Raw genomic sequence first — 23,963 nt, forward strand, 5'->3', positions numbered from 1 at the left:
TTCCAGGCAGGGTCGCTCTATGCCGGATATGCCCGGCTTGGAGCCACTTCACTCCTGGTTCCGTTGCAGAGGTCTTCGTCCGGCTCGTCCAGCAGGTCGGGAAAGGCGGACAGATCCGGGACGACGGCGTGCGCACCCGCAGGGGCGGCCATCCGGTCGTCGCCGGACGACCTGGGCGTCCGCAGGATGGCCCAGACCGTCGTGGTGCCGTCCTCGTGGCGCACGCCCCAGCCCTCGGACAGGGCCTCGACGATGCCGAGCCCGCGCCCGCCGAGCGAGGACAGCGTGCCCGGGCCGCGGCGCGGCTCGGTCATGGCGCCGCCGTCGCTGACCTCCAGTTCGAGGAGGTCACCGCGGCACAGCCAGCAGACCTTCACCTGGCCGGACGGCAGCGGCCGCGCGTGCCGCAGGGCGTTGCTGAGCAACTCGCTCACGATGACGCTGGCGTCGTCGACGACCGAGTCGTAGACGCCCGAGTCGGCCAGCTCCGAACTGAGGCGCCTGCGGGCGACCGCGACGCTGGACGGTGCGTGTGGCAGCAGTACGACGCTCGACGCCCTCACCTCCCCGATGCTCCGCTCACTCGGACGTGTTCCGTCATCACCCTTCCGGTACGTCCGAAATGCCCTGATGGCCATGACGGGAAACCCGAACGGATCAGTTCACCACCTGCACAACGAGTCATCAGCCGTCCGGTCACGGTGATCACCCCCGGGATCGGAATCTCGTCACCAACGGCGACCAACCAAGGATCTATCCAGCCAACGGCGGATTTACTCCTCACGCACGCGTTTCGTCCGTCACACGCCGCCGACACCGCACTTCTCCGCACCGTTCCCAGCCTGCCACCCCGCGAGACCACCGAAAGCGCTGGTCACGCCCGTCTCACCGGACCGCCCGGGGCGGACTGTCCGCACGGTAAGTAACCGTCCGCTCATCCCGCGGAACGCAACACCAGGCGCATGCACGTCCCCTCGCCCGCCCGGGCGCCACCTGCGGGACCGCGCCTCTCGGTGACGGAGAGTAGCCGAGTACTCCGTTCCTCTTCGGGGTTTTCGGGGTCTACAGACCTATTGTTAGCCGTTTGGGGGGTTTCGGTGTGAGATGTCTCACGCCCTGCCGGGTGCGCGGAGATCGTGCCGCCCTGCGCCTCCGTCAGCCGTTTGACGATGTAGAGGCCGAGCCCGATGCCGCCGAACCTGCGGCGGTCCCCCGCGTCCCCCTGGACGAACCGCTCGAAGATGCGCTCAAGGTCGCCGATCGGGATGCCGATGCCCTCGTCGGAGACCGTGACGACGATGCCAGCGCCCTCGCGGCGGGCCCGCACCCGCACGGTCCCGCCGTCCGGGGAGTACTTGAACGCGTTCTCCAGCAGCTGCCCGAGGACGATGTCGGTGGCCATCGCGTCCCCGTCGCACGGGGGCAGGTCCGGCTCGATCTCCAGCTCCACCCGGTGCAGCGGCGACAGCGAGCGGAACCCGCCGACCACGCCCTCCAGGACGCGGACGAGGTCGAACGGCTCGATCGTCACCGCCAGCTCGTCGGCTCCGGCGCGGGAACCGAGCAACAGGTGCTCGACGAGCCGCGCGAGCGACTGGGCGCGCTCGGCGATGGTCGCGACGGCGGCGCGGCGGTCGGCGTCGGTCAGCTCGTCCCACCGGTTGACCAGCGTGGACGCGAACCCCTGCACGACCGTGATCGGCGTCCGCAGCTCGTGGCTGGTCGTGGCGAGGAACAGGTCCTTGGCCTCCTCCAGCGCCTTGGCCTCCGAGACGTCGCGGAAGTCGACGACCAGCTCGCCGGTCTCCTCGATCTCGGCGGCCAGCACGTTCAGCCACGTCCCCGACTCCAGCCGGAACGTGAGCATCTCGCCGAGCGCGGGCATGTCGAACGGCAGCGGGCGCCCGATCGCGTCCTGCGGCGGGATGCCGGTGAGGGTCCGCGCGGCGTTGTTCCAGTGCCGGACGACCAGGTCGTGGTCCAGCACCGCGATGCCGTCGGCGCTGGAGTCGATGACGGCGCGCTCGTGCGCCCGCTGCCGGACGACCTCCGCGTAGGCGACGGCGTTGCCGACCGCGACCCCGGCGTGCCCGGCGAGCAGCTCCAGCAGTTCGAGCTCGGTGTGCCCGACCTTGCGTCCGGAGAACAGCGCGTACAGCGCGCCGTACGGCCGGTTCTGCAGGTACGACAGGCCGAGGGCGATCGTGTGCAGGCCGGGCAGCTCCGACCAGATCAGGTCGCCGAGGCGCCGCTCGCCCGTCGCGAGCTTCACGGTCTTGCCCGACCGCAGCAGCTCCCCGACCAGGCTCGGCCGCAGCTCGGCGCACCGGCCGCGCATCCGCTCCGGCAGCCCGGACATGCTGACCAGCCGCAGCCGCTCGCCCTCGATCTTGACGAAGCCGCCGGCGTCGGCGCCGGTCAGCTCGATGAGCGCGGCGGTGATCCGGTCGAGCACGACGGCGAGGTCGAGCTCGGCGCCGAGGTCGGCGACGATGTCGTTCAGTCGCCGGACCAGCCGCGCCCGCTCGGTCATGCGGTGCTGGAGGATCTCGTCGTCCTCGACCGGGTGGTACACCCCGACCCAGCCGAGCAGCGTGCCGTTCGGGTCCTTCAGCAGGCTGGTGTCGATGCGCACGTCGATGAGCCGGCCGCCGCGGTGGAAGCGGCGGGTGGCGATCGAGATCTGCCCGCCGTCGCTCTCGCCCTCGCCGCCCCGCCGGGTGAGCAGCCGCTCCTGGACGGCGTTGTGCTCGGCCTTCAGCTCGTCGGGGACGATCGGCGGGACCCGGCCGAGCATCTCCTCGGCGCTCCAGCCGAACATGCGCTCGGCCGCCGGATTCCAGACGGTGACACGGTGCCGCTGGTCCACGGCTACGATCGCGTCCGCGGCGCTCTCGATGACGGCCCGCGCGATCGGATCGTGCACGTGCTGATACACGTCTGTCATCGTGCCACCGGACTCCGGCATGCCGCCGGGCAACTTGCGCCGAAACTTGCCTTCGACCCAAACCTTACCGTCTGGTAAGCCTACCGATGAGCAGGGCCGCGACCCCTGCGACCAGGAACGACAGCAGCGAGGCGCTCATCCACGTCTGCGGCGTGAAGTGCAGCGCGTCCCGGACGTCCGACCAGAACCCGGCCCAGCGGGCGACCGTTCCCGGGTTGACGAGCTGGTAGACGACGAACCCCGCCGCCCATGCCGCGATCATGCCCCAGCGCGACGGCGCCGTCCGCGAGACGTCCCATCCGCCCGCCCGGCGGCGGCCAAGGAAGAAGTCGGCGGCGAGCACGCCGAGCATCGGCACGAACACCGACCCGATCAGCGACAGGAAGCCCGCGTAGTCGCCGATGTCCAGGACCAGCGCGAGCACGGTGATGCCGATGCCGAGCGCCACGCTCAGCACCCGGCGGTCGGCCCGGGGGAACAGGTTCTGGATCGACACCGCCGTGGAGTAGGTGTCGGCGAACGACTGGTCGGCCTCCCGCAGCACGAACACCGCGAAGAACACCACGCCCAGCGAGGCGCCGAGGAATGGGTCGAAGATCCTTTCCGAATCGCCCGCGACCAGCGCCAGCGCGAGCAGCCCGAGGACGTAGGCGACGATCTGCGTGACGGAGTAGCCGACGGCCGCGGCGCCGAACGCCCCGCGCTCGGTGCGCGCGTGCCGGGTGTAGTCGGCGGCGACCGGGACCCAGGAGATCGACACGGCCAGCGCGGCGTCGGCGCCGAGCCAGAACCCGCCCCACGAGCCCTGCGTCAGGTCGGGCAGCGGCTCCTGGACGAGCCGGACGTAGAAGTACACGAGCGCGATCGCCACCGCGACGGTCACGTAGCGGCGCAGCAGCCGCACCGAGCCGAGCGGCCAGACCGTCAGCACGGTCGTGATCGCGCCGGCGGCGACCACGTAGCCCCAGCGCGGGACGCCGTCCCACAGCTCGCGGGCGGCGTCGGCGATGACGATCAGCTCGAACGTCCCCCACCCGATCAGCTGGGCGATGTTGAGGACGGTCGGCGCGTACGACAGCCGCGCCCCGAACAGGCCGCGCAGCAGCACCATCGCGGGCTGCCCGGTGCGCGCCCCGGGCACGGCGGCGAGGCCGAGCATCAGCCCGCCGAGGGCCGTCCCGACGGCCATCGCGACGATGCCCGCCATGATCGAGATCGTCGGTCGGCCGTCGGCGTCCGGCGCGAGGACGGTGTAGGCGCCGGAGAAGGCCAGGAGGCTGACGCCGAGGTTCCCCCAGAAGGCGCTCTGGTCCCAGAATCCGAGGACCTTCGGGGCGGGCTCGTCGAGGGTGAACGGGACCTCGTCGCGGGCGCGCTCGCCCTCAGGGCGCTTTTCGACATCGGACGTCACGGGACGCACACTCCCTACGCCGGCATTACCCGGACAGGTTCATGCGGTCGGCGACGCCTCGGAGGCCGCCCTCTCAGCCCGGCTGTGGCCCGAGCTCCCGCGGTTATCGGTCAGGCCCGATCGTACAACCGCCCGTCCTCCCCCAAAAGAGGGCATCCGGGTCAGATCACTCGGCGTCCGCCCGATCAGGCGACATAGGGCGGGCCGTCCCCCGCGCCCTCCATCGGGCGCCCGGCGCCGGCCCACCCGTGCATGCCGTCGTCGACGTTCCTCGCCAGCCACCCCGCCTGGTTCAGCGCGGACGTGACCTGCGCGGACCGCGCCCCGGACCGGCAGATCACGTAGACCTCCCGGTCGCGCGGGACCTCCCCGGCGCGGTCGCCGAGCTGGCGCATGGGGATGTGGACCGCCGCGGGCGCGTGGCCCGCGTCCCACTCGTCCTGTTCCCGGACGTCCAGCAGGTAGCCGTCCTGCGGAACGTCCGCGGCGACAACGGCCGGTACGTCTTCCCCGAAATTCATCACACCCCCCATGGAACCGCGCGAAGCCCCCCTGCGTCGAATCACGCATGCGGTATCGGACGCTCCTTTTCGCAGCGCCCGGGCTGGCCATGCTCCTGTCCACGGCCGCCTGCGGCGACGAACAGGCAAACGGAAACTCCGCCGGAGGGCCTTCGGGCACGACGTCCGTGCAGCCGTCCGGCTCACCGGCGGACACACTCACCGTGCAGGTCAAGGCCTCCAAGGAGGCGCCCGCCAAGACCTGGCGGCTGACCTGCGAGCCGCCCGGCGGCGACCATCCCGAGGCGGCCGGCGCCTGCGCGGCGCTCACCAAGGTGAAGGAACCCTTCGCACCCGTCCCCAAGGACCAGATGTGCACCAAGATCTACGGCGGTCCGGAGATCGCCACGGTCAAGGGCACCTGGCGGGGCAAGCAGATCGACACCACGTTCACCCGCGACGACGGCTGCCAGCTGCACCGCTGGAGCCAGATCGGCCCGGTCTTCGGGAACGTCCCGAAGGTCCGCTGACCCTTCCGCCGGTCCGGACGAGCCATCCCCGTTCCGGCTCCGTCCACCGACCCGAGTGTCAGGCCCCGGCGCCCGCCGGGGCCTGACGCCTTTCGCGGCGCGGAACGCGGATCAGAACAGGCCGCCGAGGCTGCGGTTCTGGGAGACGGCGGTGTCGAACGCCAGCGGGCAGGCCAGCACGAGCGTGCGCATCGGCTCCTGCAACTGGACGTGCATCCGCAGGACGTAGCGGTCGGCCCCGGTGAACACCTGGGAGAAGAGATCGCCCATCCCGGCGAACCCGCGCTGCATCCGGGCGAGCTCCTGCTGCTGCCAGTCGGTGATCCGGCCGCTCAGCAGCTCGTAGTAGCCGATCTGCCGCTCGTGCGGGTCGAGGATCTCCCAGCCGCGCATCGCGCGCTTGCGCAGGTGCCCGATCAGCCCGCCGTGCGGGGTCAGGACCTGCATCACGGGCGTGCCCATGAACCCGTAGGGCTTGTAGAACAGGAAGTACGGCATGCCGTCCGGGCGGAGGATCGACAGCTTGCGCTCGGCCTTGGTCTGGCTGTTCTGGTTCATGACGCGCAGGGCCTTCTTCGCGCCGCTCACACCCTGTTCCCGGACGTACGCCGCGGGCTGCCCCTGCGGGCTCCAGATCGTGTAATTGGCCTCGGTCGAGAAGAACTGCGCCGGCTGGTCGTAGACGAGGATCGGCGATCCGTACAGGTCAGCGGGCTGCTGCGGCTGCTGCTGCTGGGGGTGCGGGTACTGCGGCGCGGGGTGGCCGCCTTGCTGAGGCGCTGGATAGCCGCCCTGCATCGGCGGCGGGTAACCGGGCGCCTGCGGCTGATGGCCGTAGCCCGGGGGCGCGTACCGCGGGGCGGGAGGCGGCGTGCCGTAGGGCGGCGGCGGAGCGCCGTAGCCGGGGCCGCCGGGCGGGGCGGGTGGGGGCGGGGGGATCCCATGGCGGCTCCTGACGCGATCCCGCGGACGCGATCACCGCGGACGCGCGCCACGATACGCCCGGGCCGCCCCGTCCACAGCCGGATCCGTCCGCCTTCCCGCGCTACTTGAGGAGGCGGGACATGCGGCGGTCGGCGAGCGGTTTGCCGCCCGTCTGGCAGGTGGGGCAGTACTGGAGCGCCGAGTCGGCGAACGACACCTCGCGGACCGTGTCGCCGCACACCGGGCACTTCTGGCCGGCGCGGCCGTGCACCCGCAGGCCGGTCTTCTTCTCTCCCTTGAGGTCCTGCGCCTCCAGGCCGCGCGAGCGCTCCACCGCGTCCCGCAGCGTGGTGACGATCGCCTCGTGCAGGACGGCGACGTCCTCCTCGGTCAGCGAGGAAGCGATCTTGAACGGGGACATCCTGGCGACGTGCAGCACCTCGTCGGAGTAGGCGTTGCCGATGCCGGCGATCACCTTCTGGTCGCGCAGCAGGCCCTTGATCTGGCTGCGCTTGCCATTGACGATCGCGGCCAGGGCCCCGGTGGTGAACGACTCGTCCAGCGGGTCGGGGCCGAGGGACGCCACGCCCGGCACGTCGTCCGGGTCGCGGACGACGTAGACGGCGAGCCCCTTCTTCGTGCCGGCCTCGGTGAGGTCGAAGCCCGACCCGTCGTCCAGGTGCACCCGCAGGGCCAGCGGGTTCTTCCCGCCGGGCCGGACGGGCTTGGCGGGGATCTCGTCGCGCCAGCGCAGCCAGCCGGCGCGGGCGAGATGGATGACGAGGTGCAGCCCGTCGACGTCCAGGTCGAGGAACTTGCCGTGCCGGGCCGCGCCGGTGACGGTCAGCCCGCCGAGCGCGGTCACCGGCGGGTCGTAGGTCTTCAGCGCGGAGATGGCGAGAACATCGACACGGGCGACGACATGGCCGACCACGCGCTCCCGCAGGAACCCCGCCAGCGCCTCCACCTCAGGTAGCTCAGGCATGGCTTCAGTATCCGCGACGTGCCGAGCTGCCGGAACGTTCGTCCACAGCCCTGTGGACGCCTGTGGAAAACCCTGGGGGCCGGTGTGACCCGGATCTCGGAATCAGACATACCCCCTAGGGGTTGTCACGGGTGTCCGGTTATGGCAGCATGAGGCGCACGAGATACCCCCCAGGGGTAAGAGACCGAGGGAGACGCGATGAGCACCGCCACCTACACCGTCAGCGGGATGACCTGCGGCCACTGCGTGAGCTCGGTGACCGAGGAGGTCGAGCAGATCGCCGGTGTGACCGGCGTGGACGTCGACCTCCAGACCGGCCAGGTCACCGTCACCAGCGAGACCCCCCTCGACGACGCCCGGGTCAAGGACGCCGTCGAGGAGGCCGGATACCAGCTGACCTGAGCGGACCGCGCCTCGCCCCCGGGCGGGGTGCGTCCCTCGGAACATCGAGCGGAGTGAAACGGCATGAACAGCGCGACCAGGCTGGGGGCCTACGCCGTGGGTCTGGCGGTCGTCTTCGGCGGCGCCGCGGGCGTCGGCAAGATCGTCGGCCCCGTCGGAGGAACGGCGACGATGGCGTCCCATGAGAACGGCGGCGGCGGGCACGGCGGCGGCCACGGGGGCGGAGGCCACGAGACCGCGGCGTCCCACGCCCCGGGCGGCCTCCAGGTGTCGGAGGACGGCTTCACGCTGGCCCCGCAGAAGACCGTCCTCACCGCCGGTGAGAAGACGGACTTCCGGTTCACGATCAACGGACCGGACGGCAGGCCCGTCACCGGGTTCAAGCCGCTGCACGGCAAGCGCCTGCACCTGATCGTGGCGCGGCGCGACCTGTCCGGCTTCCAGCACCTGCACCCGACCGAGACCGGGGGCGGCGTCTGGACCGTCCCGATCACGCTGGCCAAGCCCGGCGTGTACCGGTTCTTCACCGACATCCAGCCGGACGGCGCGAAGCGGCAGCTCACGCTCGGCACGGACGTGTTCGTCCCCGGCGACCTGAAGCACGCGCCCCTGCCCGAGCCCGAGCAGGTCGCGAAGGTGGACGGCTACGAGGTGCGCCTCACCGGGGGCCTCACCCCCGGCAAGTCCGCCGAACTGACCCTCACCGTGAGCAAGGACGGCAAGCCGGTCACCGACCTGGAGCCGTACCTGGAGGCCTACGGGCACCTCGTCGCGCTGAGGCAGGGCGACCTGGCCTACCTCCACGTCCACCCGGACGGGGAGCCCGGCGACGGCGAGACCGAGCCCGGACCCGGCATCACGTTCTTCGCCGAGGCGCCCAGCTCCGGCGCGTACCGCCTGTACCTGGACTTCAAGCACGACGGCAAGGTCCGCACCGCCGAGTTCACGGTGCACGCCGGGCAGGTCCCCGCCCAGGAGAAGGGCGAGGAGCCCGAGCCCGGGCACGACGACCGGCCCCACACCCACTGACGTTCCGATCGAAGCAGAGGAGGACGCGATGAGCACGGACGCTGTGTCCGGGCGTATCGAGCTGGCGATCGGCGGTATGACGTGCGCTTCGTGCGCCAACCGCATCGAGCGGAAGCTCAACAAGATGGACGGCGTGACCGCCACGGTCAACTACGCCACCGAGAAGGCCAGGGTCGAGTTCGCGGCGGACGTGTCGGCCGACGAGCTGATCGCCACGGTCGAGAAGGCGGGCTACTCCGCCGCCCTGCCCGCCCCGCCGCGGGCCGCCGAGGAGGCGGCCCCGGAGCCGGCCGACGAGCTGCGCCCGCTGCGGCAGCGGCTGGTCACCGCGGTGGTGCTGTCGATCCCGGTGATCGCGATGGCGATGGTCCCGGCGCTCCAGTTCGAGGGCTGGCAGTGGCTGTCGCTGACGCTCGCCGCACCCGTCGTCGTGTACGCGGGCTGGCCGTTCCACCGGGCCGCGGCGGTCAACCTGCGGCACGGCACGGCCACCATGGACACGCTGATCTCGCTCGGCACGCTGGCCGCCTTCGCGTGGTCGCTGTGGGCGCTGTTCTTCGGCACCGCGGGCGAGCTGGGCATCAAGCACGGGTTCGAGTTCTCCATGACCCGCTCGGACGGGTCGATGAACATCTACCTGGAGGCCGCCTCCGGTGTGATCATGTTCATCCTCGCCGGGCGGTACTTCGAGACGCGGTCCAAGCGCCGCGCCGGCGCCGCGCTGCGGGCCCTGCTGGAGCTCGGCGCCAAGGAGGTCTCGGTCGTGCGGGACGGGCGCGAGGAGCGCATCCCGGTCGACCGGCTCGCCGCGGGGGACCTGTTCGTCGTCCGCCCCGGCGAGAAGATCGCCACGGACGGGACGGTCGAGGAGGGCTCGTCCGCCGTGGACGCGTCCATGCTGACCGGCGAGTCGGTCCCGGTCGAGGTCGGGCCCGGCGACACCGTGACCGGCGCGACCGTGAACGCGGGCGGGCGGCTGCTGGTGCGCGCCACCCGGGTCGGCTCCGACACCCAGCTCGCGCAGATGGCGCGGCTGGTGGAGGACGCGCAGACCGGCAAGGCGCAGGTGCAGCGGCTCGCCGACCGGATCTCGGGCGTCTTCGTCCCGGTCGTGATCGCGCTGGCGCTCGGCACGCTCGGCTTCTGGATCGGCACCGGCGAGCCGCTCGCCGGCGCCTTCACCGCCGCGGTCGCCGTGCTGATCATCGCCTGCCCGTGCGCCCTCGGCCTCGCCACCCCGACCGCGCTGATGGTCGGGACGGGGCGCGGCGCGCAGCTCGGCATCCTGATCAAGGGCCCGGAGGTGCTGGAGTCCACCCGCGCGATCGACACCGTCGTGCTCGACAAGACCGGCACCGTCACCACCGGCAAGATGGCCCTGGTCGACGTCGTCACCGCCGAAGGCGTCGCCGAGGAGGACGTGCTGCGGCTGGCGGGCGCGCTGGAGAACGCGTCCGAGCACCCCATCGCCCAGGCCATCGCCAAGGGCGCCGTCGAGCGGGTCGGCGACCTCGGCACGGTCGAGGACTTCGCCAACGTCGAGGGCCTCGGCGTCCAGGGCATGGTGGACGGCCACGGCGTCCTCGCGGGCCGTCCGCGGCTGCTCGCCGAGTGGTCGCAGCACCTCACGCCCGACCTCGAACGCGCCATGGAGAAGGCGCAGGCGCTCGGCCACACCGCCGTCGCGGTCGGCTGGGACGGCGAGGCCCGCGCGGTGATCACCGTCGCGGACCAGGTCAAGCCCACCTCGCGGGAGGCGATCGAACGGCTGCGCGCGCTCGGCCTGCGCCCGGTCCTGCTGACCGGCGACAACGAGACGGTGGCCCGCACGGTCGCCGACGAGGTCGGGATCGAGGAGGTCATCGCCGACGTCCTGCCGCAGGACAAGGTGGACGTCGTCAAGCGCCTCCAGTCGGAAGGGCGGACGGTCGCCATGGTCGGCGACGGCGTCAACGACGCCGCCGCACTGGCCCAGGCCGACCTCGGCCTGGCGATGGGCACCGGCACGGACGTGGCGATCGAGGCGTCCGACCTGACCCTGGTGCGCGGCGACCTGCGCGCCGCGGCCGACGCCATCCGGCTGTCGCGCCGCACGCTCCGCACGATCAAGGGCAACCTGTTCTGGGCCTTCGCCTACAACGTGGCCGCCCTGCCGCTCGCGGCGTCGGGCCTGCTCACCCCGATGATCGCCGGAGGAGCCATGGCCTTCTCCTCGGTCTTCGTCGTGACCAACAGCCTGCGCCTGAAGAGGTTCAGCGCCTGATTGCGGTCGCTGCGTGGCTGGTGCACCGGCTGGCGTTAGTGCCCCGGCGCCGGGCCTTCGGGCCTGGCGCCGGGGCATCGCGCTTTGTCAGGAGCGGAAAGTAGTGAGGAGCGGGGCCAGGGCCGGGTCGGTGGCGGCCTCGTCCAGGGCCTGGGTGAGGGTCTCGGCGTAGGTGGGGGCGGCCTTGTCCTGGACGGCGCGGCCCTCGTCGGTGATGACGGTGTAGACGCCGCGGCGGTCCTTGGGGCACATGTCGCGGCGGGTGAGGCCGGCGGACTCCAGGCGCGCGACGAGGCGGCTGACCGAGCTCTGGTTCAGGCCGATCAGGTCGGCGAGCTCCTGCATGCGCAGCTCCCCGTCGCCGGCGCGGGCGAGGTGGCACAGCGCACGGTACTCCGACAGGCCGATCCCGTGGCGGCGCTGCAGGGCCTTGGCGAGCCGGTGCTCGACCCGCCCGTGCAGCACGACGATGCCGTCCCAGAGCGTCCCGTCCGCCGCGGCCTTCGTGTCCACGCCCATCGCGCACCCCGTTTCCTCTTGACGCCAGTTTACATGCGATGCCAATATCTGCATGTACATACAACACATGTACATGCATGCAAATGCCCGCGCCGACCGGAGGACAGGACGATGACCAGCCCCCTGCTCGCCCCGTACGAAGGCCCGCACCTCCGGCTGCGCAACCGGATCGCGATGGCCCCGATGACGCGGGGCCGGGCCGACGACGTGACCGGCGTCCCCCACCCGCTGACCGGGGAGTACTACGCGCAGCGCGCCGCGGCGGGCCTCATCGTCACCGAGGGGATCTGGCCGCACCCCCTCGGCAAGGGCGGTCCCGGCATCCCCGGCCTGGTGACGCGGGAGCAGGTCGCCGGGTGGCGCGCGGTGACGGACGCCGTGCACGAGGCGGGCGGGACGATCTTCGCCCAGCTCTGGCACGTGGGCCGGATGTCGCACCCGCTCACCCTGCCGGGCGGCGCCGCGCCCGTCGCCCCGTCGGCGGTGCGCATCCGGTCGGAGGGCATCCACACCCGTGAGGGGAACGTCCCCCACGTCACGCCGCGCGCCATGACGACCGCCGAGGTCGAGGAGACGATCGCCGCGTTCGCGGCCGAAGCCCGCAACGCCGTCCGGGCCGGGTTCGACGGCGTGGAGGTGCACGGCGCGAACGGCTACCTCGTCCAGCAGTTCCTGGCCGAGAACACCAACCGGCGCACCGACCGGTTCGGCGGCTCCCGGGAGGGCCGGCTGCGCTTCGCCCTCGACGTCGTGCGGGCCGTGGCGGACGCGGTCGGGCCGGAGCGCGTCGGGCTGCGCGTCTCCCCCGACAATCCGGAGAACGAGATCGCCGAGGAGGACCCCCGGGGCACCTACCGGGCCCTCGTGGACGCCCTCGACCCGCTGGGCCTGGCCTACCTGCACGTCATCGAGCGCGGCGCGTACGGGGCGCTGGCCGACCTGCGCCCCCGCTGGTCGGGCACGCTGATCGGGAACTTCAACGGCCCCGAGCCGACGTCGCAGCGCGCCGGTGAACAGGTCGTCGCGGCGGGCCTGGCCGACGTCTTCTCCTTCGGCCGCCTGTTCATCTCCAACCCCGACCTTCCCGCGCGGTTCGCCGAGTCGGCGCCGCTGGCCAGGCCTGTGGAGGAGCTCGTCTACGGCGGCCACGCCGAGGGCTACGTCGACTATCCCCCGCTCGCCCGCGTGTGACCGCTCAGGACTCCACGGACCAGAAGGCCACCTCGTGCCGCATGCCCTCCATGAAGAGGCGCTCCGCGGTGGCGGGGTCGGGGTCCGCCTCGTCGATCATCTGGGCGATGCGGGCGGCGAGGTCAGCGAAGCCGGGGTCGGCGTAGGTGTCGACCCAGCGGCGGTAGCGGGGCTCGGACGGCGGGTTCTCTGCGAGGATCCGCCCGAGCGTCGAATAGCCCCACATGCAGGGGTACAGGGCCGCGAGGCCGTCGCCGTAGCTGGCGGCACTGTCCAGCAGGAAGGACGTGTAGGCGGCGCACGCGGGCCCCTTCCGGGCGCCGTCGAGGTCGGCGGAGAAGCTCGCGGAGAGGGAGCGGTGCAGGTCGAGCTCATCGTGGAAGGTGGCGTGGGCCAGATCCACCAGGTCGCCCAGGTGAGCGTCGGGAGCCTGCCATGCGAGGCGGGAGAAGACCCGCACGTAGTCGTGCAGGAAGAGGTAGTCCTGTTCCAGCCAAGAGCGGAACACGGCCTCGTCGAGGTTGCCCTGGGCGATGCCCTTGACGGTGGGGTGCTGGAGTTGTTCGTCCACCAGCGGGCGGCCGAGTTCCTCCAGGTGCGCGGCGAGACTCATGGCGCCAGTCTGCCGTAGAGACGACGAGGGCCCCGCCGAGTCGTCGACCCGGCGGGGCCCTCGTCCAGCGCCGGTGTGTGGGTCGCCTCTCGGCGAAAGGCACAACACGGCTCCAGCCGAACGGTATTCCGTGAAGGCGAAAGGTGAGGCCCGGGGACACCAGGCACACCGGCTGTCATCTCTAACCGACGGGCCCCGGTGATTGTTCCCGGGTCCCGAAATCCGCGAAGGTCCCCGTCCGCCGGATGGTGTGCCAGCCCAGGCGGGCCCCCAGCAGCGCGGTCACCACGGACTGCACGACGACCAGGTACATGAGCTGCCGGTAGACGAACTGCTGCAGCGGCAGGGCCCACAGCGGGCGGACGGACTCGCCGTCCAGCCACAGGGCGTAGGCGCCGGCGGCGGCCTGGGCGGCGACGAAGAGCGTCCAGGAGACGACGGGCACCAGCGGATCCAGGAAGATCAGCCCGAACACCGCGAACAGGTCGATGGCCGGGGCGAACAGGGGGAGCAGCACCTGGAACACGGTCAGGTAGGGCAGGCAGCGGCGGCCGAACCGCCCCGACCCGCCGCGCTCCACGACGGACCTCCGGTGCTTCCACATCGCCTGCATCGTCCCGTAGCACCAGCGGTACCGCTGCCGCCACAGCTGCCGCAGCGACGCCGGCGCCTCCGTCCAGGCCAGGGCCTTCTCCTCGTAGACGACGCGCCGCCCCGTGCGGCAGATCGCCATGGTGAGGTCGGTGTCCTCGGCGAGGGTGTCGCCCGGCACGCCGCCCACCTCGGCGAGGACGGACCGCCTGAACGCCCCGATCGCGCCCGGCACGGTCGGCATGCATCGCAGGAGGTCGAACATCCGCCGGTCGAGGTTGAAGCCGATGACGTACTCGATGTGCTGCCAGCGGCCGAGGAGGCCGCCCCGGTTGGCGACCTTGGTGTTGCCGCTGACCGCGCCCACCTCCGGGTCGGCGAAGGGGGCGACCAGGTGCCGGAGGGTGTCGCGCTGGAAGACGGTGTCGCCGTCCACGAGCACGAGGATCTCCGACCGCGCCACGGCCATGCCCGCGTTGAGCGCGCTCGGCTTCCCGCCGTTCGGCTTGCGGAGGAGCTGGAGCCCGGGCAGGGCCATGGACTCGACGATCGCGGCCGTGCCGTCGCCGGACCCGTCGTCCACCACGATCACCTCGACGGTGCCCGGGTAGTCGGTGTCCAGCAGCGTGGTGACCGTCGCCGCGATCCCGGCCTCCTCGTTGTAGGCGGGGACGATCACGGAGACGGGCGGGAACGGGTCCGGCGGCAGCCCGCCGGGGGGCGGCGGGGGGCCGCCCGTGCGGTGCCCGCGGCCCGCGGGCCTTCGCACCCGGCGCACGTGGACGTGCGCGAACGCCAGCAGCGCCACGAGGCGGAGCACGCAGAGCAGGCCCGCCACCCCGAACACGGCGCTCATGGTGCCGGTGAGCCCGGACGCGGCGCGCTGGGCGGTCACCAGCGTCCAGCCGACGGCCCGCTCGCGGGCGGGCACCGCGACCTCGGCGCGCGGCATGCCCAGGGCCTGCGCGAGCGTGGTGAAGCGGTAGCCCTGCGGCTGGAGCCGGTCGAGGATCCGCCCGACCGCCGCGACCGTCTCGGACCGGTCGCCGCCCGAGTCGTGCAGCATCACGACGGCGCCCTCGCCGCGCCTTCCCGCCTCCAGCGCCCGCTGGACGATCGTCTCCGTGCCTGGACGCGTCCAGTCCTCGGTGTCGCGGTCGGTGAGGACGACGATGTAGCCGTCCCCTCCCGCCCTTTCGGCCGCGCGCCACTCCGGCGCGGTCAGGCCGTCCGGGCGGGAGGAGTACGGCATCCGCATCAGCCTGGTGTGGACGCCCGCCGCGCCCGCCAGCGCGCGTTGGGTGAGGTCCATCTCCAGGCGCGCCCGCCAGCGCGGCGCCGCGGCGAGGTCGGCGTGCGTGTAGGTGTGCGAGCCGATCTCGTGGCCCTCGCGGAGGATGCGGCGGGTCAGCGCCGGCTCGCGGGCCACGTGCGAGCCGACGGTGAAGAACGTGGCGCGCGCGTCGTGGCGGCGCAGGACGTCCAGGATCCGCGGCGTCCACTCGGGGTCGGGCCCGTCGTCGAACGTCAGCGCGATGGTCTTCGCGGGCATGCGGCGGCTCTCCGGGGCGCCGCCCGAGAGGTTGAGGACGGGACCGCCCGCGGTCACCCGGGTCGGCGCCGGCCCGGAATGGCCCGGATCGGCCCGCGGGGCCTCGCCGAGGCTGCCGCCCGCGAAGCCGTCCATGAGCAGGAGCACGGCCACCACGAGGCCGCCGAGCGACAGCAGGATCCAGTGGCCCCGCGGCTCACCTCGCCGCATGCTCAGCCGCTCTTCTTCTTGCGTCCCCATGCGGGGGGTGTCGCCTGCGACTTGCCCGGGGCGCTCGTGGCGGTGCTCGTCGCCGCCGGGGCCGCCGACACGGCGGGCGCCGCCGGCGCGGGCGCCGCGGGTGCGGCCGGCGCCCCGGGGGCCGCCGGTGTGCGCGGTGACCGGGCACCCGGCCCGGTCGGCTGGGGACGCGCGGACGGGGCCCGCTCACCCGCCTTCTCCGCCGGGACGCTCGGACGGCTCACCTTCGCGCGCGGCTTGACGGGCGGCTCGCTCCACGGTGTCAGCGGGACGTCGGCGCCCGTGGTGATGCCGAGGGCGAGCGCGCCGAGGAACACCAGGAGCACCGCGCCCACGAGCAGGCCCAGCCGCCGTCCGATCCGGGCGCGCCACCCGGACGCGTCGACGAAGACGGGCGCCGCCTCCGTCTCCTCCTGCGGAACGGGCCGCGCCGAAGGCCGGGTCAGGGGAGGGGCGACCGGCGCGATGCCGGTGACAAGGAGCTTGTCCCGGTCGTGCGAGGTGTTGCCGATCATCTAGGTCCGTCATCTCATGCGAGGCGGCCGGGCGGCCGGGGGGGTTCACTCCGTCAGCGCGAACCCGCGCGTACGTGTCACACCACAACGGGAATGCCTGCACAATGGCGCGGTGGACGAGGACGAGCTCGGCCGGGCGCTGCGGGCGGCGCAGGACGGCGACGAGGAGTCCTTCCGCATGCTCTACCGCGATGTGCAGCCCCGCCTGATCCGTTTCGCCGGGGCCATCGTCGGCGCGGACGCGGAGGACGTGACGTCGGAGGCCTGGCTGCAGATCGCCCGGGACCTTCCGACGTTCCGCGGCGACCTCGACGGCTTCCGCGGCTGGACCGCGACGATCACCCGGCACCGGGCGCTGGACCACCTGCGCCGCAAGTCCCGCCGCCCCGGCTCCGACCTGCCGGTCGAGGAGCTGGTCGCGATGGCCGCCGACGCCGACACCGAGCTGGACGCCATCGACGGCATCGCCACCGAGCGGGCGCTCCGGCTGATCGCCGACCTGCCCCGGGACCAGGCCGAGGCGGTGCTGCTGCGCGTCGTCGTGGGCCTGGACGCCAAGACGGCGGGCACGGTGCTCGGCAAGCGCGCGGGCGCCGTGAGGACCGCGGCCTACCGGGGCCTGCGGCGGCTCTCCGAGCGGCTGGCGGCGTCCCGCGCGGACGCCGCCGACGGCGCGGCGGAGACCCGGCCCCTCGTGCAGGGTGACAGAAGCGGCGGCAGCGGCGCTGAAGGGGTGATATGAGCGACGACACCGAGCCCGGAAGGCTGGACCCGCGCGCCGCCGAGCGGCTGCTCGACGGCGGCGGCGGCGACGCCGAGCTGCGGGCGCTGCTCGCCGCGGCCTCCGCGCCGGGCCGCCCCCGCGAGCTCGCGGGGGAGGACGCCGCCGTCGCCGCCTTCCTGGCCGCGCCCCGGCCGGCCCGCACCTCCCGGGCCGCGGTCCTGCGCCGGTTCCTGACCGCCAAGGTCATCGCGGTGGTGGGCGGCTCGATCCTGCTGTCCGGCGGCGTGGCCTTCGCGACCGGGAACTTCCCCGGCCAGGACCCGGCGCCCGCTCCCTCGTCGACGCCCCACGACCGCAAGACCTCCAAGCGGGGCGGCGGCTCCGGGTCCCATCCCTTGCACGGGCCCAGCACCGGGCCCTCGCCCGAGCCGTCGTCCTCCGAGCCGGGCGGCCCGGCCGGTGAGCACGGCAAGACGTCCGCGCCGGGCCGGCAGAAGAAGACCGCGAGTCCGAAGGCGAAGGCGACGCCGCCGCGCGGCCCCGGGAACAACAACGGCACGACCCGGCCGACCACGCCGAGCAACTCGGGCAACCCGAACAAGAAGAACGGCTCCCAAGGCAACGGGACCACCGGCGGCACCCCGCAGAGCGGGACCGAGAACGGCGACTCCCGGGCCGGCGTCCCCCTCCCGAGCGGCGCCAAGAGCGGACGCTGACGGCGGTCAGAGACAGCCCTCGAACTGCGGCACCTCCACGTCCGACAGGTCCAGGCCGGATGAGCCGAACCACTTCCTCATGAACGCCGCCATCGTCCCGTCCTGGTACATCTGGGTGATCGCCGTGTTGAGCGCCTCGCAGCCGTCCGGATCGCCCGGCCGGATCGCGATCGCCGTCCGCCGCTCGCCGAACCGGGCGTTCAGGAGCCGGAAGCCGGCGCCCCGCCGCGTCTTCAGCCCGGCCAGGATGGTGTCGTTCGTGGTGATCGCGTCTATCCGGCCGTCCGCCAGCATGTCCATGCACTCGTCGTAGGACCGCGCCGTCACCGGCACCGCCGGCACCTGCCGCTCGACCGTCACCGCCTCGGCCGCGCCCGCCCCCGTGACGGCGCAGATCCTGCGCCCCTTCAGGTCGCGGACGCCGCGCACGCCGCGCTCGTCGTCCCGGACGAGGATGTCCTGGTACGACGTGAGGTACGGGCCCGCGAAGGCGAACCGCTCCTTCCACTTGGGTTCCAGCCAGAACGTCAGGACCATGTCGACGTCCCCGTCGTGGAGCAGGCGTTCCCGGTCGCGCGCGAGCGCCGGGACGAAGCGGATCTTCTTTCCCATCCGCCGGGCGAGAGAGCGGGACACGTCCGCGTCCAGGCCCTCGAAGGTGCCGTCCGGGCGCCGGAACCCGATGCCCGGAAGGTCCGGCCGCACGCCCGCCGTCAGCGTCTCCTCGCCGAGGATGGACGCCGTGTCGCGGCCGGTGCAGCCGCCGAGCAGGAGGGAGCCCGCCAGTGCCGCCGCGATCGGTCGCCGCATCCTTCGCCCCCCGCCCGCGGCCCGGGTCCGTCGTTCAGGGCACGCTCAAGATCAAGGTGGCAGGCGGCCGGGACGTCCCTCCACCCGCTGACCGCATCCGGCCCTCCGGCCTTCGCCCGCGGCCGCGGGCCCTTCCGAACCACCGTAAACATTCCGTAAGCGGTGTCCGCGAAGCTCTGAGGACAGGAAACGACCTAGGGACCGTGGGCCCGAGGGGGAGATCATGCGGAAGTTCAAGCTTCAGGTGCAGGTCAGCGCGGACGGCTTCATGGCCGGCCCGAACGGCGAGATGGACTGGATGACGTTCCCGTGGACCGACGACATCGGCCACTACATCGACGCGCTGATGCGGCCGGTCGACTGCATCGTGCTGGGCCGCAAGCTCGCCGAGGGGTTCATCCCGGCCTGGGAGTCGGGGCCGGAGGGTGAGACGCAGCAGGCCATCGACCAGATGAACGACACGCCCAAGGTCGTCGTCTCGAACGGCCTCACCGAGTCGCCCTGGAAGAACGCCGAGGTCGCGGGGGGCGACCTCACCGAGATCGTGAACGGGCTGAAGGCCCGCCCCGGCGGCGACCTGATCGCCTACGGGGGCGGAACGCTCGTCCGGGACCTGATCGCCCGGGGCCTGCTCGACGACCTCTACCTGTTCGTCAACCCGACCGCGATCGGCACGGGCATGCCGGTGTTCCCGGAGGGCGAATACCAGCGGCTCGACCTCGTGGAGACGCGCCTGTTCGACTGCGGCATCGCCGTCATGCACTACACGCCGAAGCGCGCCTGAGCGGCGGCGCGGGCCGTCCGGCCCCCGGCGGGCACGCCCGGGGCCGGTCGCCTCGCCGCCCGGTCACTGCAGGAGGTGGCGCAACGCTCCGCCGTCGGTGACGGAACGGTAGTAGCAGGTGGGACGGGGCTCCCCGGACGGGAGGTTCGTGTGGCAGGCGCCGCCCGTGGTGCGGTTGACGAGGTAGAGCAGGGAGTTCTGCTCGCAGTTGACGCGGACGTCGACCAGTTCGAGGACGTCCCCCGAGGTCGCGCCCTTGCGCCACAGCTCGTTGCGGGACGTCGACCACAGGACGGCGATCCGCTCCTCCAGCGTGGCCTTGAGGGCCAGGTCGTTCGCGTATCCGATGAACAGGACCTCCCCGCTGCCCGCGTCCTGCAGGACCACCGGGACGACCCGCGCCCCGGTCGCCGCGACGCCCGCCAGCTTGTCGAAGTCCAGGGTGAGCCGGGTGCCTTCTTCGAGTTCGTTCACCCCGCCATCCTGCCCGCCCGCGGCACCGGCCGTCCCCCTGACACGTCACCCCCGCCGCCGCAGGAGGTCCGCCGTGGTCGCGTCGGCCGGCAGGAACGCTTCGAGACGCAGCTCGGAGAGCGTGACGTCCACGGCGGTCGCGAACGAGGTCAGCGTGGTGATCAGCCGCAGCTCGCCCTCCGGGGCCCGCAGCCGGAGCGGGACGGCGAAGCCGAGGTGCTCACCGGGCGACTCCACCGGGGGCAGGTAGCCGTCCAGCTCCTCGACGAACTCGGTCAGGGCCGGGTCGGGAACCCTTCGCGCCTCGTCGCGGAGGCGGCCGGTGATGTGCCGCCCCCACTCGGCGAGGTTCTCCACGCGGCGGGCCATCCCGTCCGGGTGCAGGGCGAGGCGGAGCACGTTGACCGGCGGTTCCAGCAGGGCGGGCGCGGCGCCCTCGGTGAGGACGCCGAGCGCCGAGTTGGCGGCGACGAGTTCGCCGTACGGCCGGACGACGACCGCCGGGTACGGCATGTGCCCGTCGAGAATGCGGTCGAGGGCCTCGCGCACCGGGCCGAGTTCGGGTGCGTCCAGCCCCGACTCGGCGTAGACCGGGGCGTACCCGGCGGCGAGCAGGAGCCCGTTGCGCTCCCGCAGCGGCAGCTCCAGGGACTCGGCGAGCCGCACCACCATGGCGCGGCCCGGCCGGGAACGTCCCTGTTCGAGAAAGCTCAGATGGCGCTGGGTCGTGTCGGCCCTGATGGCCAGTTCGAGCTGGCTGACGCGGCGGCGCGTCCGCCAGTTCCGCAGGTCGCGGGCGAACTGCCCGGGTTCCGCCACCAATGCCATGCCCCCATTCCACACCGGACGCCCGCACCGTCTCCATTCCCTGGAGGGAATCGCGGAAGGACCCTCGCCGATCCCAGACTGCCGAGCATGAGCATCGATGTGAAGCAGTTGGCCGACCGTTACCTCGCGCAGTGGAACGAGCCCGACCCCGCGGCGCGGAGCGCGCTGATCCGCGAAGTGTGGGCGCCCGACGCGGTCCACGTGCTGGTGGACCCGCCGCAGGAGATCAGGGACGCCGCCGCGGCGCTCGCCGTCCCCGCGCCGCCGCTGGAGGTCCACGGCCACGCCGCGCTGGAAGCCCGGGTGGGCCGCGCCTACGAGATGTTCGTCGCGTCCGGCGAGCACGTCTTCACGGCCGGGGAGCCGACCGTGCTGCTCCCCAACGTGATCGCCATCCCCTGGTCGATGGTGACGACCGGCGGCGGCGAGGCCGTCGGCGGCGGCGTGGACGTCGTTTCCCTGGACCCGTCGGGCCGCGTCCTGACCGACCGCCAGTTCATCGCCCCATGACGCTTCACGAGGGCGGCCGTCAGGACGGCCGCCCTTCCGCGCGCAGGGCGAGGACGCCGACGGCCGCGTAGCCGCCGGTGATCGCCGCCAGGGCGGCCGCCGAGCGGCGCGGCACGTCGCCGCGGACCACGTGGGCGATCCCGGCCGCGGTGTCGCAGGCGTCCACCATCAGGCACAGCCTGCGCCACCGCCGCCGCGCCCGCGGATCGCTCAGCAGGTAGCCGAGGCCGAGGGCGACCGCCCTGCTGCCGAAGATCCGGACCATGTACCGGAGCTCGGGGCCGTCGCGGTCGCCGATGCCCGCCAGCCTCACGTTGAGGCCGGGCGCGGCCAGCGCCAGCGCGCCCCACGCCACGCGGCCGCCCGCCAGCATCTCCAGTGCTCGTTCCATGACGCGACCCTCCCATCACGCCCCGCCACGGACCGATTACCTCGGAGGTAAAGCCGCGCTCGGCTATCCGGCCGCGCTCGGCCATCCGGCCAGGATCGAGCGCACCGTCGCGCTCACGACGCGGCCGGTCTCCTCCGCGTCCAGGCGCCCGGCCCGGGTCTCCTCGGCGGCGCCGTGCAGGACGTACTGCACGACGTTGACCAGCCAGGCGATCGGCAGGTCGGTGCGGAAAGCGCCCTCCTCCTGGCCCCGGCGGATGATCGCTTCGACACGGTCGGCCGGATCGGCGTGCAGCTCCAGCACGCGTCCCGCCGGAAGGGCCTCCTGCGCCGCCGCCAGCAGCGCCCGCGACTCGGCCACGAGGGACCAGCTGGACTCCACCAGCCTCGCGAGCGCCTCCCGGGGGTCCCCCGACAGGTCGACGCCTGACAGCACCGCGTCCCCGGCGCGCAGCGCGTCGGCCATCGCGGCCTCGACCAGTTCGGCCCGGTTGCGGAAGTGGCCGTAGACCGTCATCCGCCCGACGCCGGCCGCCTTGGCGATGTCGTCGGTGCTCGCGCTCGGGTCCCGGCCCAGGCACTCGCGTGCCGCGGACACGATGCGGGCGATGTTGCGCTCGGCGTCGGCGCGCCGGCGCCGCCCGGTGCTGGCGGAGGGCATGCCGCATCTTAACTCGTATGTCGCTGTACGGGTTAATCTGCTATATCTCGTATGTTGCTGTACGAGTTAAGGAGTGGTCATGGCAGAAGACGTGCACGCCCCGTCCGCGCGGGCCCACCCGCTGCGCTGGCGCATCCTGGGGTTCCTCGGCGTGGCCCAGCTCATGCTGATCCTCGACGTCACCGTCGTCGCGATCGCGCTGCCGCACATGGAGGCCGACCTGGAGCTGAGCCGCCAGGCCGTGACCTGGACCGTCAGCGCCTACACCCTCACGTTCGGCGGGCTCATGCTGCTCGGCGGGCGGATCGCCGACCTCGTCGGGGCCAGGCGCGTCGTCCTGGCCGGCCTGCTGGTCTTCACCGCCGCGTCGCTGGTGACCGGCCTGGCCGGGTCGGCCGCCCTGCTGCTCGCCGGGCGCGTCGCCCAGGGGGCCGGAGCGGCGATGCTGTCCCCGTCGGCGCTGTCCCTCGTCGTCACCCTGTTCCAGGACGACGAGCGCAACAAGGCGCTCGGCGTCTGGTCCGCGCTGGGCGGGGGCGGCGCCGCCCTCGGCGTCCTGCTCGGAGGTGCGCTGACCGCCGGGCCCGGCTGGCCGTGGGTGTTCTTCGTCAACGTCCCCATCGGACTGGTGATCTTCGCCGCGCTCGCCCGGATGCTGCCGCGCCACCGGCCGACCGCGCCGCGCCCCCGGCTCGACGTCCCCGGCGCGCTGCTGGTCACCGCCTCGTCCGGCGCTCTGATCTACGCGTTCATCCGCGCCGGGGACGACGGCTGGATCAGCCTGCGCACCGCCGTGCCGGTGCTGCTCGCCGTGCTCGGCTACCTGGCGTTCACCGCCCGGCAGAAGACCGCCGCCTCGCCCCTGATGGACGTCTCGCTGCTGGTCGGCCGCCCGGTCGCCACCGGCACGTTCCTGATCGTGGTCGCGACGGCCCTGATGATCGCGATGTTCTTCCTCGGCACGTTCTACTTCCAGCACGCCCGCGGCTACGGCGCGCTGCGCACCGGCCTGCTGTTCCTCCCCATCGCGGTCGCGACGATGGCCGGCGCCAACCTCACCGGCCGGATGATCGCCGCGATGGGACCGCGCAGGCTCGCCGTGGCCGGGCTCGTCACCACCGCGGCCGGCCTGACCCTGCCCGCCGTCTCCCTCGGCCCCGTGACCGTCGTGATCGGCGCGGCGGTCGCGGGCGCCGGGACCGGCGCGATGTTCGTCGTCGCCTCCGCGACTGCCCTCGGCCAGGTGGCGCCGCACGAATCGGGCATCGCGTCCGGCATCGTCAGCACGTTCCACGAGTTCGGCGCCTCGATCGGCGCCGCCGTCATCTCCAGCGTCGCGGCCGCCAGCCTCACCGGCGGCACGCTCGACGGCTTCACGCACGGCTTCGTCCTCGCCGCCGTCACCGCCGCCGTCGCGACGCTCGCCGCCGCCGTCCTGACGCCGCCCCGCCCGCGCGCCGTCACCGAGCCGGGGCCGGTGGACGCTTGACCCTGACGCGCGGGTCAGCGGTTAGCTTCGTGGCCCGCGTCCGGGTCCCGCGCCCGGAGTCCCTGCCCTGAGGAGCGTCCGATGCCGTCACTGCCCCGAACCTCGCGCGCGGTCAAGCTCGCCGCCCTCCCCGACGGGCTGCCCGGGCCGGAGCATTTCAGCATCGTGGACGTGCCGGTGCCGGTGCCGGCGGACGGGGAGGTGCTGGTCCGCAACCGCTACTTCCAGGTCTTCCCCTCGCTGCGCACCCTGATCGGCGGTGGCGTGAAAGGCACGCCCTTCCCGCCGCTCCGTCCGGGCGACACCCTGTTCGGAGCGGCGGTCGGCGAGGTCGTCGCGGCGCCCGGGGTCGCCGGGCTCCGTCC

The 23,963-nt window shown here is 73.0% G+C and carries 25 protein-coding genes, 1 pseudogene and 1 riboswitch; of the genes and pseudogenes, 11 read left to right on the forward strand and 15 right to left on the reverse strand.

Annotated elements, in window-relative coordinates; all coding sequences use genetic code 11:
• Window positions 1–17: 17 nt before the first annotated feature.
• From AB0C84_RS38260 to AB0C84_RS38275, 4 genes are all read right to left on the reverse strand, one after another.
• On the reverse strand, window positions 18–563 hold the full coding sequence (locus AB0C84_RS38260) for an ATP-binding protein (RefSeq protein ID WP_339155993.1): 546 nt from the start codon (window positions 561–563) through the stop codon (window positions 18–20).
• Window positions 564–934: 371 nt separating this feature from the next.
• Window positions 935–2,947 (reverse strand): PAS domain-containing protein, encoded by a 2,013-nt coding sequence (locus tag AB0C84_RS38265; protein ID WP_361075763.1) that lies wholly within the window; start codon window positions 2,945–2,947, stop codon window positions 935–937.
• 64 nt (window positions 2,948–3,011) lie between these two features.
• Window positions 3,012–4,358 carry a cytosine permease gene (locus AB0C84_RS38270; RefSeq protein ID WP_179845107.1) on the reverse strand — a complete coding sequence of 449 codons (1,347 nt, stop codon included), beginning with the start codon at window positions 4,356–4,358 and terminating at the stop codon, window positions 3,012–3,014.
• Window positions 4,352–4,469: riboswitch (TPP riboswitch) on the reverse strand. It overlaps the preceding gene by 7 nt.
• Before the next feature lie 74 nt (window positions 4,470–4,543).
• The gene (locus AB0C84_RS38275) at window positions 4,544–4,879 is read right to left on the reverse strand and encodes a rhodanese-like domain-containing protein (protein WP_179845108.1); all 336 of its coding nucleotides are present in this window, start codon (window positions 4,877–4,879) and stop codon (window positions 4,544–4,546) included.
• A gap of 203 nt (window positions 4,880–5,082) precedes the next feature.
• On the opposite strand from AB0C84_RS38275, the gene AB0C84_RS38280 reads away from it, so the two are divergent.
• Entirely contained in the window at window positions 5,083–5,388 is a 306-nt protein-coding gene (locus tag AB0C84_RS38280; RefSeq protein ID WP_258940205.1) for a subtilase-type protease inhibitor, read from the forward strand.
• A gap of 111 nt (window positions 5,389–5,499) precedes the next feature.
• On the opposite strand, the gene AB0C84_RS38285 is transcribed toward AB0C84_RS38280, so the two are convergent.
• Complete coding sequence (locus AB0C84_RS38285) at window positions 5,500–6,186, reverse strand: hypothetical protein (protein WP_361075767.1); 687 nt, start codon at window positions 6,184–6,186, stop codon at window positions 5,500–5,502.
• Between the two features lie 247 nt (window positions 6,187–6,433).
• Window positions 6,434–7,297 carry a DNA-formamidopyrimidine glycosylase family protein gene (locus AB0C84_RS38290; RefSeq protein ID WP_361075770.1) on the reverse strand — a complete coding sequence of 288 codons (864 nt, stop codon included), beginning with the start codon at window positions 7,295–7,297 and terminating at the stop codon, window positions 6,434–6,436.
• Between the two features lie 198 nt (window positions 7,298–7,495).
• Between AB0C84_RS38290 and AB0C84_RS38295 the strand changes: the two genes are divergently transcribed.
• The 3 genes from AB0C84_RS38295 (at window position 7,496) to AB0C84_RS38305 (ending at window position 10,991) form a co-directional block, all read left to right on the forward strand.
• Window positions 7,496–7,699, forward strand: a complete 204-nt coding sequence (locus AB0C84_RS38295; protein ID WP_258940208.1) for a heavy-metal-associated domain-containing protein — start codon at window positions 7,496–7,498, stop codon at window positions 7,697–7,699.
• 63 nt (window positions 7,700–7,762) lie between these two features.
• Window positions 7,763–8,728: a hypothetical protein gene (locus tag AB0C84_RS38300; protein ID WP_361075773.1), complete on the forward strand. Its 966-nt coding sequence runs from the start codon at window positions 7,763–7,765 to the stop codon at window positions 8,726–8,728.
• 28 nt (window positions 8,729–8,756) lie between these two features.
• Window positions 8,757–10,991 (forward strand): heavy metal translocating P-type ATPase, encoded by a 2,235-nt coding sequence (locus tag AB0C84_RS38305; protein ID WP_361075776.1) that lies wholly within the window; start codon window positions 8,757–8,759, stop codon window positions 10,989–10,991.
• An 87-nt stretch (window positions 10,992–11,078) separates the two neighbouring features.
• Here the strand turns inward: AB0C84_RS38305 and AB0C84_RS38310 are convergent, their stop codons facing one another.
• Window positions 11,079–11,510: a MarR family transcriptional regulator gene (locus tag AB0C84_RS38310; protein ID WP_361075779.1), complete on the reverse strand. Its 432-nt coding sequence runs from the start codon at window positions 11,508–11,510 to the stop codon at window positions 11,079–11,081.
• A 111-nt stretch (window positions 11,511–11,621) separates the two neighbouring features.
• Here AB0C84_RS38310 and AB0C84_RS38315 point away from each other — a divergent pair, with 111 nt between their 5' ends.
• On the forward strand, window positions 11,622–12,701 hold the full coding sequence (locus AB0C84_RS38315; protein WP_361075781.1) for an alkene reductase: 1,080 nt from the start codon (window positions 11,622–11,624) through the stop codon (window positions 12,699–12,701).
• Between the two features lie 4 nt (window positions 12,702–12,705).
• Here AB0C84_RS38315 and AB0C84_RS38320 read toward each other — a convergent pair whose 3' ends face one another.
• The 3 genes from AB0C84_RS38320 to AB0C84_RS38330 form a co-directional block, all read right to left on the reverse strand.
• Window positions 12,706–13,314 (reverse strand): transcriptional regulator, encoded by a 609-nt coding sequence (locus AB0C84_RS38320; RefSeq protein WP_179845117.1) that lies wholly within the window; start codon window positions 13,312–13,314, stop codon window positions 12,706–12,708.
• Window positions 13,315–13,495: 181 nt separating this feature from the next.
• On the reverse strand, window positions 13,496–15,667 hold the full coding sequence (locus AB0C84_RS38325) for a bifunctional polysaccharide deacetylase/glycosyltransferase family 2 protein (protein ID WP_361075784.1): 2,172 nt from the start codon (window positions 15,665–15,667) through the stop codon (window positions 13,496–13,498).
• 2 nt (window positions 15,668–15,669) lie between these two features.
• Window positions 15,670–16,212: a hypothetical protein gene (locus tag AB0C84_RS38330; RefSeq protein ID WP_361075787.1), complete on the reverse strand. Its 543-nt coding sequence runs from the start codon at window positions 16,210–16,212 to the stop codon at window positions 15,670–15,672.
• Window positions 16,213–16,324: 112 nt separating this feature from the next.
• On the opposite strand from AB0C84_RS38330, the gene AB0C84_RS38335 reads away from it, so the two are divergent.
• Both AB0C84_RS38335 and AB0C84_RS38340 read left to right on the forward strand, forming a co-directional pair.
• Window positions 16,325–16,954: an RNA polymerase sigma factor gene (locus AB0C84_RS38335; RefSeq protein ID WP_312879328.1), complete on the forward strand. Its 630-nt coding sequence runs from the start codon at window positions 16,325–16,327 to the stop codon at window positions 16,952–16,954.
• The gene (locus tag AB0C84_RS38340; RefSeq protein ID WP_361075791.1) at window positions 16,951–17,652 is read left to right on the forward strand and encodes a hypothetical protein; all 702 of its coding nucleotides are present in this window, start codon (window positions 16,951–16,953) and stop codon (window positions 17,650–17,652) included. The genes AB0C84_RS38335 and AB0C84_RS38340 overlap by 4 nt, the downstream gene beginning before the upstream one ends.
• Window positions 17,653–17,658: 6 nt before the next feature.
• Here the strand turns inward: AB0C84_RS38340 and AB0C84_RS38345 are convergent, their stop codons facing one another.
• A complete protein-coding gene (locus tag AB0C84_RS38345) occupies window positions 17,659–18,462 on the reverse strand; it encodes a transporter substrate-binding domain-containing protein (RefSeq protein ID WP_361075794.1) in 804 nt (267 codons plus the stop codon).
• A 223-nt stretch (window positions 18,463–18,685) separates the two neighbouring features.
• Between AB0C84_RS38345 and AB0C84_RS38350 the strand changes: the two genes are divergently transcribed.
• Window positions 18,686–19,246, forward strand: coding sequence for a dihydrofolate reductase family protein (locus AB0C84_RS38350; protein WP_339155985.1), 561 nt, complete (start codon window positions 18,686–18,688; stop codon window positions 19,244–19,246).
• Window positions 19,247–19,309: 63 nt separating this feature from the next.
• Here AB0C84_RS38350 and AB0C84_RS38355 read toward each other — a convergent pair whose 3' ends face one another.
• Both AB0C84_RS38355 and AB0C84_RS38360 read right to left on the reverse strand, forming a co-directional pair.
• Window positions 19,310–19,720 (reverse strand): phosphoribosyl-AMP cyclohydrolase, encoded by a 411-nt coding sequence (locus tag AB0C84_RS38355; RefSeq protein WP_179845123.1) that lies wholly within the window; start codon window positions 19,718–19,720, stop codon window positions 19,310–19,312.
• 45 nt (window positions 19,721–19,765) lie between these two features.
• Window positions 19,766–20,548, reverse strand: coding sequence for a helix-turn-helix transcriptional regulator (locus AB0C84_RS38360; RefSeq protein WP_361075798.1), 783 nt, complete (start codon window positions 20,546–20,548; stop codon window positions 19,766–19,768).
• 87 nt (window positions 20,549–20,635) lie between these two features.
• Between AB0C84_RS38360 and AB0C84_RS38365 the strand changes: the two genes are divergently transcribed.
• Complete coding sequence (locus tag AB0C84_RS38365) at window positions 20,636–21,058, forward strand: hypothetical protein (RefSeq protein ID WP_361075801.1); 423 nt, start codon at window positions 20,636–20,638, stop codon at window positions 21,056–21,058.
• A gap of 19 nt (window positions 21,059–21,077) precedes the next feature.
• On the opposite strand, the gene AB0C84_RS38370 is transcribed toward AB0C84_RS38365, so the two are convergent.
• Together AB0C84_RS38370 and AB0C84_RS38375 are read right to left on the reverse strand one after the other, a co-directional pair.
• Window positions 21,078–21,449 carry a hypothetical protein gene (locus AB0C84_RS38370; protein ID WP_258940221.1) on the reverse strand — a complete coding sequence of 124 codons (372 nt, stop codon included), beginning with the start codon at window positions 21,447–21,449 and terminating at the stop codon, window positions 21,078–21,080.
• A 63-nt stretch (window positions 21,450–21,512) separates the two neighbouring features.
• Complete coding sequence (locus AB0C84_RS38375) at window positions 21,513–22,109, reverse strand: TetR/AcrR family transcriptional regulator (RefSeq protein WP_361075804.1); 597 nt, start codon at window positions 22,107–22,109, stop codon at window positions 21,513–21,515.
• A gap of 79 nt (window positions 22,110–22,188) precedes the next feature.
• Here AB0C84_RS38375 and AB0C84_RS38380 point away from each other — a divergent pair, with 79 nt between their 5' ends.
• Window positions 22,189–23,598 (forward strand): MFS transporter, encoded by a 1,410-nt coding sequence (locus tag AB0C84_RS38380; RefSeq protein WP_361075807.1) that lies wholly within the window; start codon window positions 22,189–22,191, stop codon window positions 23,596–23,598.
• A gap of 81 nt (window positions 23,599–23,679) precedes the next feature.
• Window positions 23,680–23,963, forward strand: a pseudogene (locus AB0C84_RS38385) (NADP-dependent oxidoreductase); the annotation flags it as partial.

This window comes from Actinomadura sp. NPDC048955 (genome assembly GCF_040649435.1).
Taxonomy (GTDB): domain Bacteria; phylum Actinomycetota; class Actinomycetes; order Streptosporangiales; family Streptosporangiaceae; genus Spirillospora; species Spirillospora luteofluorescens.

Excerpts from the sequence above, each read along its gene's own strand:
- AB0C84_RS38300 (WP_361075773.1), top strand. The coding sequence starts at position 7,763 with ATGAACAGCGCGACCAGGCTGGGGGCCTACGCCGTGGGTCTGGCGGTC.
- AB0C84_RS38345 (WP_361075794.1), bottom strand. The coding sequence starts at position 18,462 with ATGCGGCGACCGATCGCGGCGGCACTGGCGGGCTCCCTCCTGCTCGGC.
- AB0C84_RS38305 (WP_361075776.1), top strand. The coding sequence starts at position 8,757 with ATGAGCACGGACGCTGTGTCCGGGCGTATCGAGCTGGCGATCGGCGGT.
- AB0C84_RS38330 (WP_361075787.1), bottom strand. The coding sequence starts at position 16,212 with ATGATCGGCAACACCTCGCACGACCGGGACAAGCTCCTTGTCACCGGC.
- AB0C84_RS38350 (WP_339155985.1), top strand. The coding sequence starts at position 18,686 with ATGCGGAAGTTCAAGCTTCAGGTGCAGGTCAGCGCGGACGGCTTCATG.
- AB0C84_RS38290 (WP_361075770.1), bottom strand. The coding sequence starts at position 7,297 with ATGCCTGAGCTACCTGAGGTGGAGGCGCTGGCGGGGTTCCTGCGGGAG.
- AB0C84_RS38320 (WP_179845117.1), bottom strand. The coding sequence starts at position 13,314 with ATGAGTCTCGCCGCGCACCTGGAGGAACTCGGCCGCCCGCTGGTGGAC.
- AB0C84_RS38315 (WP_361075781.1), top strand. The coding sequence starts at position 11,622 with ATGACCAGCCCCCTGCTCGCCCCGTACGAAGGCCCGCACCTCCGGCTG.
- AB0C84_RS38295 (WP_258940208.1), top strand. The coding sequence starts at position 7,496 with ATGAGCACCGCCACCTACACCGTCAGCGGGATGACCTGCGGCCACTGC.
- AB0C84_RS38310 (WP_361075779.1), bottom strand. The coding sequence starts at position 11,510 with ATGGGCGTGGACACGAAGGCCGCGGCGGACGGGACGCTCTGGGACGGC.
- AB0C84_RS38375 (WP_361075804.1), bottom strand. The coding sequence starts at position 22,109 with ATGCCCTCCGCCAGCACCGGGCGGCGCCGGCGCGCCGACGCCGAGCGC.
- AB0C84_RS38265 (WP_361075763.1), bottom strand. The coding sequence starts at position 2,947 with ATGACAGACGTGTATCAGCACGTGCACGATCCGATCGCGCGGGCCGTC.
- AB0C84_RS38360 (WP_361075798.1), bottom strand. The coding sequence starts at position 20,548 with ATGGCATTGGTGGCGGAACCCGGGCAGTTCGCCCGCGACCTGCGGAAC.
- AB0C84_RS38365 (WP_361075801.1), top strand. The coding sequence starts at position 20,636 with ATGAGCATCGATGTGAAGCAGTTGGCCGACCGTTACCTCGCGCAGTGG.
- AB0C84_RS38380 (WP_361075807.1), top strand. The coding sequence starts at position 22,189 with ATGGCAGAAGACGTGCACGCCCCGTCCGCGCGGGCCCACCCGCTGCGC.
- AB0C84_RS38340 (WP_361075791.1), top strand. The coding sequence starts at position 16,951 with ATGAGCGACGACACCGAGCCCGGAAGGCTGGACCCGCGCGCCGCCGAG.
- AB0C84_RS38275 (WP_179845108.1), bottom strand. The coding sequence starts at position 4,879 with ATGAATTTCGGGGAAGACGTACCGGCCGTTGTCGCCGCGGACGTTCCG.
- AB0C84_RS38325 (WP_361075784.1), bottom strand. The coding sequence starts at position 15,667 with ATGCGGCGAGGTGAGCCGCGGGGCCACTGGATCCTGCTGTCGCTCGGC.
- AB0C84_RS38370 (WP_258940221.1), bottom strand. The coding sequence starts at position 21,449 with ATGGAACGAGCACTGGAGATGCTGGCGGGCGGCCGCGTGGCGTGGGGC.
- AB0C84_RS38285 (WP_361075767.1), bottom strand. The coding sequence starts at position 6,186 with ATGCAGGGCGGCTATCCAGCGCCTCAGCAAGGCGGCCACCCCGCGCCG.